The 16,566-nt window shown below is 46.0% G+C and carries 15 protein-coding genes; 13 read left to right on the forward strand and 2 right to left on the reverse strand.

All coding sequences use genetic code 11. From position 1 onward, the window contains the following. Positions 1-203: 203 nt before the first annotated feature. Positions 204-905, reverse strand: coding sequence for a purine-nucleoside phosphorylase (deoD, locus tag BCOA_RS25905; RefSeq protein ID WP_014096975.1), 702 nt, complete (start codon positions 903-905; stop codon positions 204-206). A 328-nt stretch (positions 906-1,233) separates the two neighbouring features. Between deoD and BCOA_RS25910 the strand changes: the two genes are divergently transcribed. The 9 genes from BCOA_RS25910 (at position 1,234) to BCOA_RS35330 (ending at position 11,369) form a co-directional block, all read left to right on the forward strand. Then, complete coding sequence (locus BCOA_RS25910) at positions 1,234-2,187, forward strand: sugar-binding transcriptional regulator (protein WP_014096976.1); 954 nt, start codon at positions 1,234-1,236, stop codon at positions 2,185-2,187. A 453-nt stretch (positions 2,188-2,640) separates the two neighbouring features. Next, positions 2,641-3,834, forward strand: a complete 1,194-nt coding sequence (locus BCOA_RS25915; protein ID WP_014096977.1) for a phosphopentomutase — start codon at positions 2,641-2,643, stop codon at positions 3,832-3,834. Between the two features lie 18 nt (positions 3,835-3,852). Then, complete coding sequence (locus tag BCOA_RS25920; RefSeq protein ID WP_041818016.1) at positions 3,853-5,154, forward strand: pyrimidine-nucleoside phosphorylase; 1,302 nt, start codon at positions 3,853-3,855, stop codon at positions 5,152-5,154. A gap of 26 nt (positions 5,155-5,180) precedes the next feature. Beyond that, positions 5,181-5,828, forward strand: coding sequence for a deoxyribose-phosphate aldolase (deoC, locus tag BCOA_RS25925; protein ID WP_014096979.1), 648 nt, complete (start codon positions 5,181-5,183; stop codon positions 5,826-5,828). A 70-nt stretch (positions 5,829-5,898) separates the two neighbouring features. Continuing rightward, positions 5,899-6,291, forward strand: coding sequence for a cytidine deaminase (locus BCOA_RS25930; protein ID WP_014096980.1), 393 nt, complete (start codon positions 5,899-5,901; stop codon positions 6,289-6,291). 329 nt (positions 6,292-6,620) lie between these two features. After that, a complete protein-coding gene (metE, locus tag BCOA_RS25935) occupies positions 6,621-8,918 on the forward strand; it encodes a 5-methyltetrahydropteroyltriglutamate--homocysteine S-methyltransferase (protein WP_014096981.1) in 2,298 nt (765 codons plus the stop codon). A 953-nt stretch (positions 8,919-9,871) separates the two neighbouring features. Next, on the forward strand, positions 9,872-10,342 hold the full coding sequence (locus BCOA_RS25940; RefSeq protein ID WP_014096982.1) for an SMI1/KNR4 family protein: 471 nt from the start codon (positions 9,872-9,874) through the stop codon (positions 10,340-10,342). Between the two features lie 91 nt (positions 10,343-10,433). After that, positions 10,434-10,820 (forward strand): hypothetical protein, encoded by a 387-nt coding sequence (locus BCOA_RS25945; protein WP_014096983.1) that lies wholly within the window; start codon positions 10,434-10,436, stop codon positions 10,818-10,820. 294 nt (positions 10,821-11,114) lie between these two features. After that, positions 11,115-11,369 carry a hypothetical protein gene (locus BCOA_RS35330; protein WP_017552292.1) on the forward strand — a complete coding sequence of 85 codons (255 nt, stop codon included), beginning with the start codon at positions 11,115-11,117 and terminating at the stop codon, positions 11,367-11,369. A gap of 116 nt (positions 11,370-11,485) precedes the next feature. On the opposite strand, the gene guaC is transcribed toward BCOA_RS35330, so the two are convergent. Further along, positions 11,486-12,469: a GMP reductase gene (gene guaC / locus BCOA_RS25955; RefSeq protein ID WP_014096984.1), complete on the reverse strand. Its 984-nt coding sequence runs from the start codon at positions 12,467-12,469 to the stop codon at positions 11,486-11,488. Between the two features lie 408 nt (positions 12,470-12,877). Here guaC and BCOA_RS25960 point away from each other — a divergent pair, with 408 nt between their 5' ends. Genes BCOA_RS25960 through BCOA_RS25975 form a run of 4 tightly spaced genes read left to right on the forward strand, consistent with a single transcriptional unit; the run spans position 12,878 to position 16,557 of the window. After that, entirely contained in the window at positions 12,878-13,864 is a 987-nt protein-coding gene (locus tag BCOA_RS25960; RefSeq protein WP_014096985.1) for a sulfonate ABC transporter substrate-binding protein, read from the forward strand. Between the two features lie 14 nt (positions 13,865-13,878). After that, positions 13,879-15,012 (forward strand): FMNH2-dependent alkanesulfonate monooxygenase, encoded by a 1,134-nt coding sequence (gene ssuD / locus BCOA_RS25965; RefSeq protein ID WP_014096986.1) that lies wholly within the window; start codon positions 13,879-13,881, stop codon positions 15,010-15,012. 13 nt (positions 15,013-15,025) lie between these two features. Next, entirely contained in the window at positions 15,026-15,784 is a 759-nt protein-coding gene (ssuC, locus tag BCOA_RS25970) for an aliphatic sulfonate ABC transporter permease SsuC (protein ID WP_014096987.1), read from the forward strand. 14 nt (positions 15,785-15,798) lie between these two features. Further along, positions 15,799-16,557, forward strand: a complete 759-nt coding sequence (locus BCOA_RS25975) for an ATP-binding cassette domain-containing protein (protein ID WP_014096988.1) — start codon at positions 15,799-15,801, stop codon at positions 16,555-16,557. The last annotated feature ends 9 nt before the right edge of the window (positions 16,558-16,566 follow it).

The following is a 16,566-nucleotide window of genomic DNA, read 5'->3' on the forward strand; positions in this document are numbered from 1 at the left end:
AAAGTTCAAACAAAAGCAGGGTGGCTGTGTTCTGTTTCACAAAGTGAATATAACACCGAATTGAACAGTTGTAAACGCAAACATAAAATTATTTTCAAAGATTAAATTTTCAGTTTACAGGAAAGGGAAGAAAAACCAGGGAGGGCAATGGATTCTGGGAAAAAGAAGAGCCGGCCGATAAACCGGCCGGCAACATTTTTTGCTTACTTTACAGCAGCATCTAAAGCAACGCGGATCATGTCATTGAATGTGGTCTGGCGTTCTTCAGCACTTGTCGCTTCCCCTGTTAATAGGTGGTCGCTGACCGTTAAAATCGCCAGTGCTTTTCTGCCATATTTGGCTGCCAGCGTGTAAAGGGCTGCAGTTTCCATTTCAACGGCCAAAATGCCGTATTGTGCCCATTTTTCGTGATCAGCGTAGTCATCATAGAATAAATCCGCACTGAACACATTGCCGGCTTTCAAATTCAATCCTTTTTCTACGCCGCTTTCATATGCGCTTTTTAGTAAGTCAAAATTTGCCAGCGGTGCGTAATCCATTGCACCGAAAATTTTCCGGTTAATTTGGGAGTCGGTCGATGCCCCCATGGCCAAAATGACATCACGGATTTTAACATCTTTTTGAATGCCGCCGCATGTCCCGACACGAATCAAATTTTGCACTCCATAATCCTTCATCAGTTCTGTGATATAAATCGAGATCGAAGGAATGCCCATGCCTGTGCCTTGGACCGATACTTTTTTGCCTTTATACGTTCCCGTAAATCCGAACATATTTCTTACTTCGTTATAACATACTGCGTTCTCAAGGAAATTTTCCGCAATATACTTCGCCCTGAGCGGGTCTCCCGGCAACAGGATCGTGTCAGCAATCTCGCCTTGTTTTGCGCCAATATGTGTGCTCATTTTATGATGCTCCTTTACTGAAATTGTCATCCGTACAAAATGACCGGATGCAGCATGTCTGAATTGTACAAAAAGGAGAAAAAAAGGTCAAACCAAGATGTATCTTGAATACTAGTGCCAATATAACACGCTCGCGAAAGTTTGTAAACGCAGACATGAAAATAATTTCACAAACCCGATTGCCAAATGTAAAGAAGAACGGTTAAAATAAAGGCAGAAAGAGCTGCTGCATGTTTGCATTCCAAGCCGTGCTGCCGCGTTTCACGATTTTCCACAAAAATTTTATACAAAGTGCTCATTTTTGTATCAGGCCGGGGAGGGGAACCTGATGAAGAAAGAAATGGAGAAAAGCAAGTTAAGCATTGAAGTGGCAGAGCTCTATTATCAACTAAACTACAGCCAGCAGCAAATATCTGAACATTTAAAAATATCTCGTCCGACGGTTTCCAGATTGCTACAATACGCGAGAGAAAAGGGATATGTACAAATCAAAATTGCGGACCCTTTCGTGGATTTGCAGCAACTCGAGCAGCAATTGGCTGAAAAATACCACCTGAAAGAAGCCTGTGTCGCGTTTTCACCTGCATCAGATCCGGCAACCATCTTGCATTATGTGAGCATTCGGGCGGCCGAATATGTAAGCGGATTGATCCGAAACGGCATGAGCATCGGCATCAGCTGGGGATCGACCATCTATGAGGTCGCGGCAAAACTTCCGAAAATGCATGTAAAAGGGGCAGAAGTGGTACAGTTAAAAGGCGGGACAAGTTTTTCGCATGTAAACACGTACGCGTGGGAAACGTTAATGCTTTTCGGCAATGCCCTGCAGACGCTCCCTGTCTATTTTCCGTTACCGCTGTTGTTTGAAAAGGCAGAAGCCATGGAGATTGTCATGCAAGATCAATCCATCCAAAAAATTATCGAGAAAGGCAGGGAAGCCCAGGCAGCCATTTTTACGGTCGGCGCTGCAGATGAAGAAGCCTTGCTGTTTAAGCTCGGTTATTTTACCGAGGCGGAAAAAGAAAAACTGATGGAAAAAGCTGTCGGGGATGTGTGCTCACGGTTTATAGACCGAAACGGGGAAATATGTGACACAGCGATTAACAAGCGGACGGTGAGCATTGAACTTGCGGAGCTGCGCAAAAAGGAATGGTCCATCCTCGTTGCGGGCGGCAGGCGAAAAGTCCTTCCTGCCCATACGGCACTTACAGCCGGCTATGCAAATGTATTGATTACCGATCAACATACCGCCAAACAATTGCTGGGCATGGAACAGGGATAAAATAAGGGTTTCAATTTCCGGTAAAAGAAGAACGCGTGGGAAAAAACGGTTTCCTGCGTTGTGATGGCCAGGCAATATAGCACACCCGTTGAATTCACGGAAAAACAGGAATGCTAATTGGACAAATGTTCCAGACCGGCCAGCTTTTTAGCAATACCCATACCGAATGGACGCAACGCGCGAAAAAACAGGCATCCCCAATATCGCTGTGTCCCAGATATTGACAAAGAAAAAACAGAGGGCTATGATGGGGGCGAAAGGAAGCGATTACAGCAGGTGAAAACTTTTACCTGTTTTTTCGGAGCTTCCTTGCTACCTGCCGGCCAGCCGTTTTTACAGGTAGACCTTTCACTGTGGCTGTCCTTCTGTTTCACAACGGGGTACCTGCGCAGTAACCAGCATGAAAGTAAGTGATTCTTCAAACCATGTTTTGGCATAAAGGAGAGAACAATGATGGCAGAAAAATTTAAAAGAGTATCGATTATTGTACTGGATTCGGTCGGAATAGGAGAAGCACCCGATGCAAAAAAGTACGACGATGAAGGATGCGACACACTCGGTCACATTGCCGAAAAAATGAACGGGCTTAACGTCCCGAATATGGCAGCGATGGGATTGTCCAATATCCGTCCGGAAAAACCGCTCGTTGGGGTGCCGGTGCAGGAACATCCGAAAGCTTTCTTCACCAAAATGCAGGAGATTTCTGCAGGAAAAGACAGCATGGACGGCCACTGGGAAATGATGGGCCTTCCTGTCACAAGCCCGCTGCACACGTTTCCGGAAGGTTTCCCGGATGAATTGATAAAAAAAATCGAGGATTTCAGCGGCCGCAAAGTGCTTTGGAACAAACCGGCAAGCGGCACGGAAATCATTAAGCAGTTCGGTGAAAGGCAAATGGAGACAGGGGAGCTGATTGTGTATACTTCCGGTGATTCTGTTCTCCAGATTGCGGCCCATGAAGAAATCATCCCGCTTGAAGAATTGTACAAAATCTGCGAATATGCGCGGGGGCTGACGATTGATGAGCCTTACCGGATCGGGCGCGTCATTGCAAGGCCGTATGTCGGAACGTCTGCCGATAATTTTACAAGAACGTCCAACCGGAAAGACTTTACGCTGGAACCAACGGAAGAAACCGTGATGGATTTTATCAAAGATAGCGGGCTGGATTCCATCGCCATCGGGAAAATCAACGACATATTCAGCGGTCACGGGATCACAAAAGGATTCCACACCGAAAGCAATATGGACGGCATGGATAAATTAGTGGACGAACTGAAAAAACCGTTCCACGGCCTCTGTTTTACGAACCTTGTCGATTTTGACGCGAAATACGGCCACCGCCGTGATCCGATCCGCTACGGACAAGCGATTGAAGCGTTTGACAAGCGGCTTGATGAAGTGCTGCCGGAACTGTCGGAAGAAGATTTACTGATTATTACGGCTGACCACGGAAACGACCCGGCGTTTAAAGGAACGGACCATACACGGGAATTCGTGCCGCTGCTTGTCTACTCCCCGCGCTTTAAAGAAGGTCGCGCCCTTCCTGTAAGGCAGACGTTTGCCGATCTCGGCGCAACGATCGCAGAGAACTTCGGTGTCCGTGCACCTAAAATCGGGACCAGCTTTTTGAACGAACTACGCTGAAAAGAAAGGTGACGAGCCATGCGGATGATCGACATTATTGAAAAAAAGCGGAACGGCGGAGAACTGGCAACGGAAGAAATCAACTTTTTTGTGAAGGGGTATACAGAAGGCATCATTCCTGATTACCAGGCAAGCGCCCTGGCCATGGCCATCTATTTTAAGGATATGTCAGATCGGGAAATTGCGGATCTGACCATGGCGATGGTCCATTCCGGGGAAACGCTTGATCTGTCTGCCATCCACGGCATCAAAGTAGACAAACATTCAACCGGCGGTGTCGGTGACACAACAACACTTGTCCTCGCCCCTCTTGTAGCCGCACTTGGCGTCCCGGTAGCAAAAATGTCGGGCCGGGGCTTGGGGCATACAGGCGGTACCATTGACAAACTGGAATCCATTCAAGGGTTTCATGTTGAAATTACGACAGACCAGTTTATTGATTTGGTGAACCGGGAAAAAGTTGCCGTTATCGGACAAACCGCCGACCTGGCACCTGCTGATAAAAAGCTGTACGCACTAAGAGATGTCACTGCAACGGTGGACTCCATTCCGCTGATTGCAAGTTCAATCATGAGCAAAAAAATTGCTGCGGGTGCAGATGCCATTGTTTTAGATGTCACAACAGGCGCCGGTGCTTTTATGAAAAAAGAAGAAGATGCCATCCGCCTTGCTGAAACAATGGTCCGGATCGGCAACCATGTCGGCCGCAAAACCATGGCCGTGATTTCCGATATGTCCCAGCCGCTCGGATATGCCATCGGGAATGCCCTCGAGGTAAAAGAAGCCATCGACACGCTAAAAGGAGAGGGCCCTGACGATTTGACGGAACTGGTGCTTGCACTCGGCAGCCAGATGGTGGTGCTTGCCGGAAAAGCGACGACATTGGAAGAAGCAAGGAAAATGCTGAAAGAAGCCATCGCGAATGGCGCCGGTCTTGAAAAGTTTAAAAAATTTGTCGCCAACCAGGGCGGGGATCCTTCTGTGATTGACCATCCGGAAAAACTGCCGCAAGCGAAATATGCGATCGATCTCCCGGCAAAAACTTCCGGGTACGTTTCCAAAATGGTTGCAGACCAGATCGGGGTTGCGGCAATGATGCTGGGGGCAGGACGCGCCACGAAAGAAGATAAAATTGATTTTGCAGTAGGAATCGTTTTGCGGAAAAAAGTCGGGGATCGGGTAGAAGCCGGAGAACCGCTCGCCACGATTTATGCAAACCGGGAAGCAGTCGAAGAAGTAAAAGAAAAAATATACGACAATATCACCATCTCCGATCACGGTGAGGAACCGAAACTGATTCATAAAATCATTACAGAATAATCGATCCTATTGAAAGGGGAAATTTTATGACGAACCTTGCAGCGTATATTGATCATACCTTATTAAAACCAGAAGCAACCGAAAAAGACATTTTAAATTTAACAGCAGAAGCTGCACAATATCATTTTGCATCTGTCTGCATTCATCCTTACTGGGTAAAATTGGCTGCCAAAGAGCTGGCTGGAACAGGCGTGAAAGTCTGCACCGTCATTGGCTTCCCGCTTGGCGCCACAACGTCCGAGACAAAAGCCTTTGAAACGAAAAAAGCAATCGAGGACGGCGCGGATGAAATTGATATGGTCATCAATATCGGTGCATTAAAAAGCGGAGATATAGAAGCCGTTGAGGCGGATATCCGTGCGGTCGTGGAAGCGGCACAAGGAAAATTGGTCAAAGTCATTATCGAGACCTGCTTATTGACAAACGAAGAGAAAGAACTGGCTTGCAGACTGGCTGTCAAGGCAGGCGCCCATTTCGTAAAAACGTCAACCGGATTTTCAACAGGCGGCGCCACGATAGAGGATGTAAAACTGATGCGGCAAACAGTCGGGGACAAAGCCGGTGTCAAGGCTTCAGGCGGAATCCATACAAAAGCAGAAGCGGAAGCCATGATTGAAGCCGGCGCAACAAGAATCGGGGCCAGCTCCGGCGTAAAAATTGTGAGCGAATCGTAATCGGGGATTCGCTCGTTCAAAGAGCTGGATCGGTGCAAATTGTAAGCGAATAAGAAAGGGAGTGCGAGACATGGATGTTGAAAAATGGGTCAAAGATGCCATTGAAATTCGTAAAGCCGCCTATGTTCCTTATTCCCACTTTGAGGTCGGCGCCTGCCTTATTACAAAAAGCGGGAAGGAATATTTAGGATGCAATATTGAAAATGCATCATACGGATTATCCAACTGTGCGGAAAGAACGGCTATTTTTAAAGCTGTATCTGAAGGGGAAAGGGAATTTCAATACATGGTCATCGCCGGAGATACGGATGAACCCATTGTGCCATGCGGGGCATGCCGCCAAGTGATGAGTGAATTTTGCGAGAAAGATATGCCGGTCCTGCTCGTGAACACAAAAGGCGACAGACGGCTAACCACCGTCGGAGAACTCCTCCCCGGCGCATTTTCCAAAGACGATATGTAAGCCGAAAACAGGCAGCAAAATTCTTGCTGCCTGTTTTTGTGCGGTGATATACGGGACCAGCATGCGCTTATATGCAGCGGATTCCCGCGCCTATTTGGAATGCATAAAGATAATTCGTACGGTTTTACCGTTTAAGATGGCATTTCGAACGATTTCCCCTCGAAAATAATCCCCCGACGTATTCACCGAATCCAATTTTTCCTTGCATTCAGGCACCAGCCTGTATACAATAAGAAACATAACTTCAGTATTTTTCATAACTTCGGTATTTTTCCATAACTTCGCAGCGGAACCCCTTATACAGGGTCACGAACAAGGAGGAGAACGATGTGTCAAAAGTAAAAAGTTCCAACTTAGGTTACCCCAGAATCGGAGAAAAAAGGGAATGGAAAAAGGCGCTCGAGCAATTTTGGTCAAAAAAGCTTTCTGAAGAAGCGTTTTTAAAACGGATAAAGGAATTGCGTTTGAGTTATTTGGAAAAGCAAAAAAATAGCGGGATCGATCTGATTCCTATCGGTGATTTTAGCTTATATGACCATATTCTCGATACTTCAGTTCTTTTCGGCTTTATCCCTGAACGGTTTCACCATCAAAACGGCGCTGTCAGCTTAGATACATATTTTAGTATAGCCCGCGGCAATTCTAATGCGGTCGCTTCCGAGATGACAAAATGGTTTAATACCAATTACCATTACATCGTCCCGGAAATAAACGCCGGCACTACCCCTTATATTACTGAAAATCGTTTGCTCAATCTTTATCTTGAAGCGAAGAAAGAGCTGAATATCGATGGAAAGCCGGTTATTGTGGGCCCTGTTACCTTGTTAAAACTATCAAAGGGGTTTGAAAAGAAGGACTTTCCGAATCTTTTGCGCGCCCTTATCCCGCTTTATATTGAAGTCTTTACCGATCTTCAAACAGCGGGAGCGACATGGGTTCAAGTCGATGAACCCATTCTTTCCACAACGCTTGACAAGAAAGAGCTTGGCTACTTCAAAGAAACATACGAAGCTTTTCATCAAGCTGTTCCCAATTTAAATCTTTTACTTCAAACGTACTTTGAATCTGTTGATCATTATCAGGACGTGGCAGCTCTCCCTGTCCAAGGGATTGGTCTTGATTTTGTATATGATGACGGTGCTAATCTTGCATCACTTGAAAAATACGGATTCCCGGAAGATAAAGTACTTGCTGCGGGAGTGGTGGATGGCCGGAATATTTGGCGCACCGATCTTGATGAAGCGTTACAACAAGTAAATGATCTCCTCCATTTTGTGGATCAGGAACGGCTTTGGATTCAGCCATCCTGCAGTTTACAGCATGTTCCCGTCACGGTCCGCCAAGAAAGCGAACTGGAGCCAGTTTTAAAAAATGCGATCAGTTTTGCGGATGAAAAACTGAAAGAAGTCGTGGCACTTGTAAAAGGCGTGAATGAAGGGCGCGATGCCATCCTTGAAGAAATAAAAGAAAGCAACGAAGCGATACAGGCATTAAATCACTCATCGCATCGAAACATTGATTCAATTAAAAAAGAAATTCAATCGCTTGGGGATGACATGCCAAAACGGCCGTTGCCATTTTCTGAGCGGCAAGCGATTCAAGAAAAGAAGTGGAAACTGCCGCTTCTGCCGACGACAACAATTGGCAGTCTGCCGCAAACCAAAGAGATTCGTTCAGCAAGACAAAAATGGCGCAAGGGCGAATGGACGGAAAGCCAATATGAACAATTCATTCAGCAAAATATCGCAAAATGGATTAAAATTCAGGAAGACTTGGACATCGATGTGCTCGTCCATGGTGAATTTGAGCGGAATGACATGGTCGAATATTTTGGTGAAAAACTTCGCGGCTTCGCTTTTACCCGTTTTGCCTGGGTTCAATCGTATGGTTCCAGATGTGTCAAGCCGCCGATTATTTTTGGCGATGTTGATCTGGAGGCTCCAATGACCGTAAAAGAAAGCACCTATGCCCAAAGTCTGACAACCCGGCCGGTCAAAGGCATGCTCACCGGCCCTGTTACGATTTATAATTGGTCATTCGTTCGAAATGATATTCGCCCATTTGATGTCATCAATCAAATTGCGCTTGCCTTGAAAAAAGAAATTCAGGCCCTTGAGGAAAATGAGATTCGGATGATCCAGGTAGATGAACCGGCTATTCGCGAAGGGTTGCCATTAAAAGAGGAGAAAAAAGAAAAGTATCTTCATGCCGCTGTTTATGCTTTCCGTTTGGCAACCAGCTATGTGGAGAATAGCACCCAAATCCATACGCATATGTGCTATTCGGAATTTGATGAAATCATTGATGCCATCGGCCAACTGGATGCTGATGTGATCTCAATCGAGGCTGCCAGAAGCCATGGGGAAATCATTTCCACTTTTGAAGACCATCAGTACGACAAAGGGATCGGCCTCGGTGTCTATGACATTCACAGCCCGAGAATACCAAGTGTCGAGGAAATCAAGACGAGCATTGAACGTGCGCTTCGAGTGATTGATCCTAAATTATTCTGGATCAATCCTGACTGCGGCCTGAAAACAAGAAAACCGGAAGAAACGATTCCTGCGCTTAAAAATCTTGTCCAAGCGACGAAAGAAGTCAGGGAAAAACATTTACAGCTCAAGTAAAAGCTAAAGGATATGGGCCATCATTGGCTCATATCCTTTTTTAAAATAGACATGCTCTATGTTAAGGAACGAGGCCAATTTTTCATGCTTGCTTAACGTAGACGCCCTCTATGTGAAGGAACAAGGCCATTTTTGCGCGCTTCCTTAACGTAGACGCCCTCTATGTTCAGGAACAAGACAATTTTTCCATGCTTTCTTAACGTAGACAGCCTCTATGTAAAGGAACGAGGCCAATTTTTCATGCTTTCTTAACGTAGACATGCTCTATGTGAAGGAACGAGGCCAATTTTGCATGCTTTCTTAACGTAGACGGCCTCTATGTGAAGGAACAAGGCCAATTTTTCATGCTTTCTTAACGTAGACGCCCTCTATGTTAAGGAACAATGCCATTTTCGCACGCTTCCTTAACGTAGACATGCTCTATGTGAAGGAACGAGGCCAATTTTGCATGCTTTCTTAACGTAGACGGCCTCTATGTGAAGGAACAAGGCCAATTTTTCATGCTTTCTTAACGTAGACGCCCTCTATGTTAAGGAACAATGCCATTTTCGCACGCTTCCTTAACATAGACATGCTCTATGTGAAGGAACGAGGCCAATTTCGCACGCTTCCTTAACGTAGACATGCTCTATGTGAAGGAACGAGGCCAATTTTTCATGCTTCCTTAACGTAGACATGCTCTATGTAAAGGAACGAGGCAATTTTTTCACGCTTTCTTAACGTAGACATGCTTCATGCGAAGGAATGAGGCCAATTTTTCATGCTTTCTTAACGTAGACGCCCTCTATGTTCAGGAACAAGACAATTTTTCCATGCTTCCTTAACGTAGATAGCCTCTATGTAAAGGAACAACGCCATTTTCGCACGCTTCCTTAACGTAGACTAATAAACGGAGAGCTGGCTATTGAAAACACAGGGCGAATGATTATATTTTGGAAATGGAGGAATAGATTTTGAGCATAGAAAACTACGAAAAGGCAAAACAACTAATCTATCAAAATGAAAAAATCGCAGACTTTGTAGGTGGCCGGAATAACCATTTAATTTTTATGGCTGAGAAAAAGCTTGGATTAACATTTTCCAATTTATATAGGGACTTTTTATTATCCTTTGGAGCAGGGAATTTCGGGTCTCAAGAGATATACGGAATCATTAAGGAGGACTTTGAAAACTCTTCAGTGCCCGATGCAATTTGGTATACCTTAACAGAAAGAAAGGAAAGTGACCTTCCTATGCATCTTCTTGTTATTTATGACACTGGGGGGGACGAGCTTTTTTGTCTCGACTTTAATCATGTTGGAAATAATAAAGAGCCAAAAGTGGTATCGTTTATTCCTGGAATAAGTTTAGAAAATCAGCAATACAAAATCATCGCAAATGACTTTGGAGATTTCTTATTAGATCTCGTCCAACAAGAAATATAGAATCCCTCTTTTTTCGACGGACAAAAAAAGGTGTTGCTGGAAGTAATTCTATAGATAAAACTGTTATCAGTGCAGATGGAATAGATGGCGGATGACGGTTAGTTTGATATTGCCACTTAGAGCTTTTTACAGGGTTGGGATAAACGTGCTTTTTTCTTCTGATAATAAGGTCTACTTGCAGCGTCTCGTTCGTCCTCTAAAAAATATGAAAAAACGAAAAGATATTGGTGGGGATATAAAAACTGGTATACACACGCACAAACAAAATCTTATATTAAAGACCTATTCAGCAAGCATAGCCGCAGGTGGTACTGCAGGTGGGCTGAGTGCATTAGGCTTTGTGCCAGGGGCATTTGTTGGAGCTGTAGCTGGAACTTACTGGCAATTATTGGCGTCTAGGATGGACGCTCATGATAAGGGGAAAGGTGTTACAGTCTCAGTCACTTGGGCTTTAATCTTTTCAGTAAAAACAAGATAAAGAGAAGAAATTATGTCCCTTTTTATTTGGATGATGATGTTTTTATTGCTAATTATTTCACTTAGGAAAAAACATTATAAATGGACAAAATTCAAGGTTATGATTACTGTTATTGTCGGATTTGCTTTAATGTTTTCTATAACGTTCTTTATATTGAGGTACTAAAAAGCAGGAAAAGGATTTTCATACCCTGGAAATCCTTTTAGCTATTTCCTTTTTCTAGTGGATGTGTGTATAAATGAACGATACTTTCTATGTAGAGAACCTGGATCTGGTATCGGGCGAATAATTGCAATGAATGATCATTTGGTGGGCCCTTATATACAGCGGCTACCTGCAGATCACTTACAAACTAAAAAAAGGCAGCGGGTATTTGCTGCCTTTTTGGGATTGCAGGCCGGGGGCGGAAATAGGGCTTGCTGCATAAGCAAAATTCCTAGATTTGGCAAGGTTGCTGACAGCTTTGGCAACCATTTAATGCAAGGGATTTACAACCATTTCAGGGAAAAGCTTGCACTCGAAAGCCGATTCAACGGATGGAGAAGATAAAATCACCCATTTTCGCAAAAGAATTCCTCTATATTTTGAGACAGAGCTTGCAGAGAAAATCAGAATCGGATTCGTTCAGCAAGCCCTAAATGGGATACGTTCAACTGTACCGGGCGTTAATACACCCGGTCTCCGTTAAAAATGGAACTTTTTACAACGACATAGTCCACTTTCCGAATGTCCGCCAGTTTGTTACCGCCGGCATAGGAAATGGCAGATTGCAAGTCCTCTTCCATTTCTTTCAGCGTATCCTGAAGCGGACCTCTGTATTCCACGTACATTTTTTTCCCTTCGACGTTTTTGCGTTCCCCTTTTTGAAACTCCGATGCCGACCCGAAATACTCTTTGTAAAGTTTTCCGTCCATTTCAATCGTTTCACCCGGGGATTCTTCGTGCCCGGCGAAAAGGGAGCCGATCATTACCATTGTCGCCCCGAACCGGACCGATTTGGCAATATCACCGTGCGTGCGGATTCCGCCGTCCGCAATAATCGGTTTGCTTGCCGCCTTTGCACACCAGCGCAATGCCGCCAGTTGCCAGCCCCCTGTTCCGAACCCGGTTTTAATTTTTGTAATGCATACTTTTCCTGGCCCGATGCCGACTTTTGTGGCGTCTGCCCCGGCATGTTCCAATTCCCGGACGGCTTCAGGCGTGCCGACATTTCCGGCAATGACAAAGGTTTCCGGCAAGTGCTTTTTGATATGATGGATCATATCAATCACGGCATTCGAATGGCCATGTGCAATGTCAATTGTTATATATTCCGGCTCCAGATTTCTTGCGGCCAGTTCTTCGATAAACGCATATTCTTCCGGCTTGACGCCTGTGCTGATAGAAGCATAAAGCCCGCGCTCCTTCATCTCCTTCACAAACGAAAGCCGTTTTTCCGGCTGAAAACGGTGCATGATGTAAAAATATCCGTTTTCCGCAAGGTAGACTGCGATTTTTTCATCTATGATGGTTTGCATATTGGCCGGCACAACAGGCAATCTGAATTTCCGCCCGCCCAATTCCACACTTGTATCACATTCCGAGCGGCTATTTACAATGCATTTTTCCGGAATTAGCTGAATATCTTCATAATCAAACACTGTATCCATGGATTTACACTCCTAAAAACGAATATTATTTGAATATAACTCAATAAATGTTCGTACATTGGTACTTTACCTGATTTTTTTACAATTGTCAAAGGTTTTCATCATGATACCGGCGATCAGCATGAATGATAAAAAAATAAAATATTACTTGACAGGTCGGAATAGTGGAATTAAAATGAATTTAACCTTTCAAACGGGCAAGCAACATTTAAGCGGATACTGATGTGGAAAGACAATTGAAATATTTTGAAGCCGGCCGGTCAACCGAAGGCTCCTCACTTTATTTAAAAGATGAGGGGCCTTTTTTGCGGCCTTTTACCAACTAAATAAATCGGAATGATAGGAAAGGGGGCGGTGCCCATGTGTACCTCCTACATAATGCTATAAAACAAGAAAGGAGAGAGGGAAATGTTAAAGAAACGAAAGCGACTGGTGTCGGTCCATTTGCTGCTGATCACCGCCATTTTTTTACTCATCAGCGGATGCAGCAGTGGGAAAAAGGATACAGCAGCGGCAAAATCGGGCGAAAAAGGCGGCAAAGTGGTCCGGATTGGCTATCAGAAATTCGGAACCTTAAACATTTTAAAAGCGAAAGGAACACTTGAAAAAGCACTGAAACCGCTCGGATATTCCGTAAAATGGACGGAATTTCCCGGCGGCCCGCAGCTTTTGGAAGCGTTGAATGCGGGGAGTCTAGACTTTGGCCATACGGGGGAAGCACCGCCCATTTTTGCTCAGGCAGCAGGGGCGCCGCTCGTATATTTTGCCGATTCGGCCAGCAATCCAAAAGGGGAAGCCATCATTGTCCCGAAAAATTCCAACATTCATAGCCTCAAAGATTTAAAAGGCAAGAAAATCGCGTTGAACAAAGGGTCGAATGTCCATTATTTGCTTGTACGGGCATTGGAGAAAGCCGGCATTCCCTATAGCAGCATCCATCCGGTTTTTCTCGCGCCCGCCGATGCGCGCACTGCATTTGAAAAAGGGGATGTCGATGCGTGGGTGATCTGGGATCCGTTTTTGGCTGATGCACAGCTGGCAACGAAAGCCCGCACTATCGCGGATGGCACCGGCCTTGTCGCGAACCGGGAATTCTTCCTGGCAGCAAAGCCGTTTGCGCAAAACCATACGGACGTTCTCAATGTAATTTTCAAGCAACTTGAGAAAACAGATCAATGGGTGGAAAAAAATCCGAAGCAGGCGGCCGAATTCCTGGCACCGCAGATTGGAATGGATAAGAAATCATTGGAACTGACGCTTAGCCGCAAAAACTTCGGCACTGAGAAAATCACAACTCAAACGCTGAAAGACCAGCAGCAAATCGCAAATGAATTTTACAAACTGAAGTTAATTCCGAAACCAATCAAAGTGAAAGAAGCATTTTTATCCAAATAAAGGGGGAATAAAGGTTGAACGTATTTTGGTTTATACCGACACATGGCGATTCGCGCTACCTGGGGGTAACAACCGGCGGGCGGGCCGTCACTTTCAACTATTTAAAGCAAGTGGCACAGGCTGTCGACCACCTCGGCTACACTGGGGCTTTGCTCCCAACCGGAAGATCTTGCGAAGATGCATGGGTGACGGCCTCAAGCCTGATTCCGGTTACTTCAAAAATGAAGTTTCTCGTTGCGGTCCGGCCCGGGATCATGTCTCCATCGCAGGCAGCGAGAATGGCCGCAACATTTGACCGGTTTTCTGAAGGGCGACTACTCATCAATGTTGTCACAGGGGGAGATCCGGTTGAGCTGGCCGGAGACGGTCTCCACCTCAGCCACCGCGAACGTTATGAACTGACCGATGAATTTCTGACCATCTGGCGGAACTTGCTCGAAAACAGGGAAGCGGATTTTACAGGCAAATATTTAAACGTAAAAGAGAGCAAACTGCTTTATCCAACGGTGCAGCAGCCTTATCCGCCGCTTTATTTCGGCGGGTCGTCGGAAATCGGGCAGGAAGTGGCGGCAAAACATGTCGATGTCTATTTGACTTGGGGCGAGCCGCCGGAAAAAGTAAAGGAAAAAATCGATCATGTCAAAAAACTGGCGTCAGCACAAGGAAGGACAGTGCGTTTTGGGATTCGGCTCCATGTCATTGTGAGGGAAACAGAGGACGAGGCATGGGATGCAGCCAATGACTTGATCCGGTATGTCGATGATGAACTCATCCAAGCGTCCCAAAAGATTTTCTCACGGTTTGACTCGGTCGGCCAGCAACGAATGACATCTCTCCACAACGGCAGCCGGGACAATCTTGAAATTAGCCCGAACCTTTGGGCCGGCGTTGGGCTCGTGCGCGGCGGTGCGGGAACGGCACTTGTAGGGAGCCCGGAAATTGTCGCAGAAAGAATGAAGGAATATGCGGAGCTTGGCATTGAAACGTTCATTTTATCCGGTTATCCGCATCTTGAAGAAGCGTACCGGACGGCTGAGCTGTTGTTCCCATACCTGCCGCTTGAACAGCCTGATGCCCCCGTTTCCAATGTCATCAGCCCGTTCGGCGAGATTGTGGCGAACGATGCACTGCCGAAAGTATTAAAGTAAGGAGGCCGATCTGATGTTGAAAAAACGCGTCATGCCGTGGGTGGTGCCGGTTTGCCTGCTGTTTGCCTGGCAGCTTGCAAGTTCTGCTGGCATCTTGCCACCCAATGTGCTCCCAAGCCCTGTTGCCGTTGTAAAAGCGGCTTGGGGTCTCACGCAATCCGGGCAGCTTTTCAATTATATCGGCGCAAGCACAAAACGGGCACTGATCGGATTTTTGGTTGGCGGCGGAATCGGATTTGGACTTGGGTTGTTTACCGGGCTGTCCAAAAAAGCGGAAAGCCTGCTCGATAGTACCGTGCAAATGATCCGGAACGTTCCCCACCTTGCCCTGATTCCGATTGTCATTTTATGGTTCGGGATCGGGGAAGAAGCGAAGCTGTTTCTCGTTGCGCTCGGCACCTTTTTTCCAATCTATTTAAATACGTTCCATGGCATCCGCTCGGTGGACAGAGCGCTAATCGAAATGGGAGAAGTTTACGGGCTGAAAGGGACGGCACTTTTTTGGCATATGATCCTGCCGGGGGCGCTTCCTTCCATCTTAGTCGGTGTGCGCTATGCGCTCGGGGTCACATGGGTAACCTTGATTGTGGCCGAAACGATTGCATCCAACTCCGGCATTGGCTATATGGCCATGAACGCCCGCGAGTTCATGCAGCTTGATGTTGTCGTTTTGAGTATTGTCTTATATGCCCTTCTTGGAAAACTGTCCGACTGGCTGGCAAAAATCGCAGAACAACGATTGTTAAAGTGGCACCCGTCATATCAAAAATAAAGGAGGAGGAAACGATGCCGAAAGAAAAGGCGTTTGCTGTAGAGATTGAGGGGCTGGAGAAATCATTCGGCAGCCATCGCATCCTGCGCCATCTTCATTTAAAAATAAGAAAAGGGGAATTTGTTGCGATTGTTGGGAGGAGCGGATGCGGCAAAAGTACGCTTCTCAGGCTGCTTTCAGGACTTGAAGCGGCAAGCGGCGGAAAAATCCTTATAAACGGGGCGCCTTTATCCGGCAGAAACGGATCGGCAAAAATGATGTTTCAGGACGGCCGCCTGCTCCCATGGAAAACCGTGCTTCAAAATGTCGGGCTTGGCCTTGCGGGCGACTGGAAGAACAAGGCACTTGAAATGCTTGGAAAAGTCGGGCTGGAAGGGCGTGCAAATGATTGGCCTTCGTCTTTATCCGGCGGCCAGAAACAAAGGGTGGCACTGGCGAGGGCATTAATCCATGAGCCGGACATCCTTCTCCTCGATGAACCGCTTGGGGCGCTCGATGCATTAACCCGGATTGAAATGCATGCGCTGATCCAGTCGCTTTGGCTTGAAAAACATTTTACGGCCATATTGGTGACACATGACGTGGAAGAAGCAGTCGCCCTCGCTGATCGGGTTGTGTTAATCGAAGAGGGGGAAATTGCGATGGATTATCCGGTAAAACTTCCTTATCCACGGAAAAGGGACCACGCCCTCTTTTCAGCAACAACCAATCATATTTTAAACCGCATTTTAGGGAACAACGGCCATCAGCTGTTGCACGCAATGAAAAATTAAGGAAGAATT

The organism is Heyndrickxia coagulans 36D1 (genome assembly GCF_000169195.2).
In the GTDB taxonomy this organism is placed as follows: Bacteria; Bacillota; Bacilli; order Bacillales; family Bacillaceae_C; genus Weizmannia; species Weizmannia faecalis.

Bases quoted from the DNA above. Each gene is read 5' to 3' on its own strand.
- BCOA_RS25945 (WP_014096983.1), top strand. From the start codon at position 10,434: ATGACGGTTAGTTTGATATTGCCACTTAGAGCTTTTTACAGGGTTGGG.
- BCOA_RS25915 (WP_014096977.1), top strand. From the start codon at position 2,641: ATGGCAGAAAAATTTAAAAGAGTATCGATTATTGTACTGGATTCGGTC.
- BCOA_RS35330 (WP_017552292.1), top strand. From the start codon at position 11,115: ATGAATGATCATTTGGTGGGCCCTTATATACAGCGGCTACCTGCAGAT.
- deoD (WP_014096975.1), bottom strand. From the start codon at position 905: ATGAGCACACATATTGGCGCAAAACAAGGCGAGATTGCTGACACGATC.
- BCOA_RS25975 (WP_014096988.1), top strand. From the start codon at position 15,799: ATGCCGAAAGAAAAGGCGTTTGCTGTAGAGATTGAGGGGCTGGAGAAA.
- deoC (WP_014096979.1), top strand. From the start codon at position 5,181: ATGACGAACCTTGCAGCGTATATTGATCATACCTTATTAAAACCAGAA.
- BCOA_RS25960 (WP_014096985.1), top strand. From the start codon at position 12,878: ATGTTAAAGAAACGAAAGCGACTGGTGTCGGTCCATTTGCTGCTGATC.
- BCOA_RS25920 (WP_041818016.1), top strand. From the start codon at position 3,853: ATGCGGATGATCGACATTATTGAAAAAAAGCGGAACGGCGGAGAACTG.
- BCOA_RS25930 (WP_014096980.1), top strand. From the start codon at position 5,899: ATGGATGTTGAAAAATGGGTCAAAGATGCCATTGAAATTCGTAAAGCC.
- ssuC (WP_014096987.1), top strand. From the start codon at position 15,026: ATGTTGAAAAAACGCGTCATGCCGTGGGTGGTGCCGGTTTGCCTGCTG.
- BCOA_RS25910 (WP_014096976.1), top strand. From the start codon at position 1,234: ATGAAGAAAGAAATGGAGAAAAGCAAGTTAAGCATTGAAGTGGCAGAG.
- guaC (WP_014096984.1), bottom strand. From the start codon at position 12,469: ATGGATACAGTGTTTGATTATGAAGATATTCAGCTAATTCCGGAAAAA.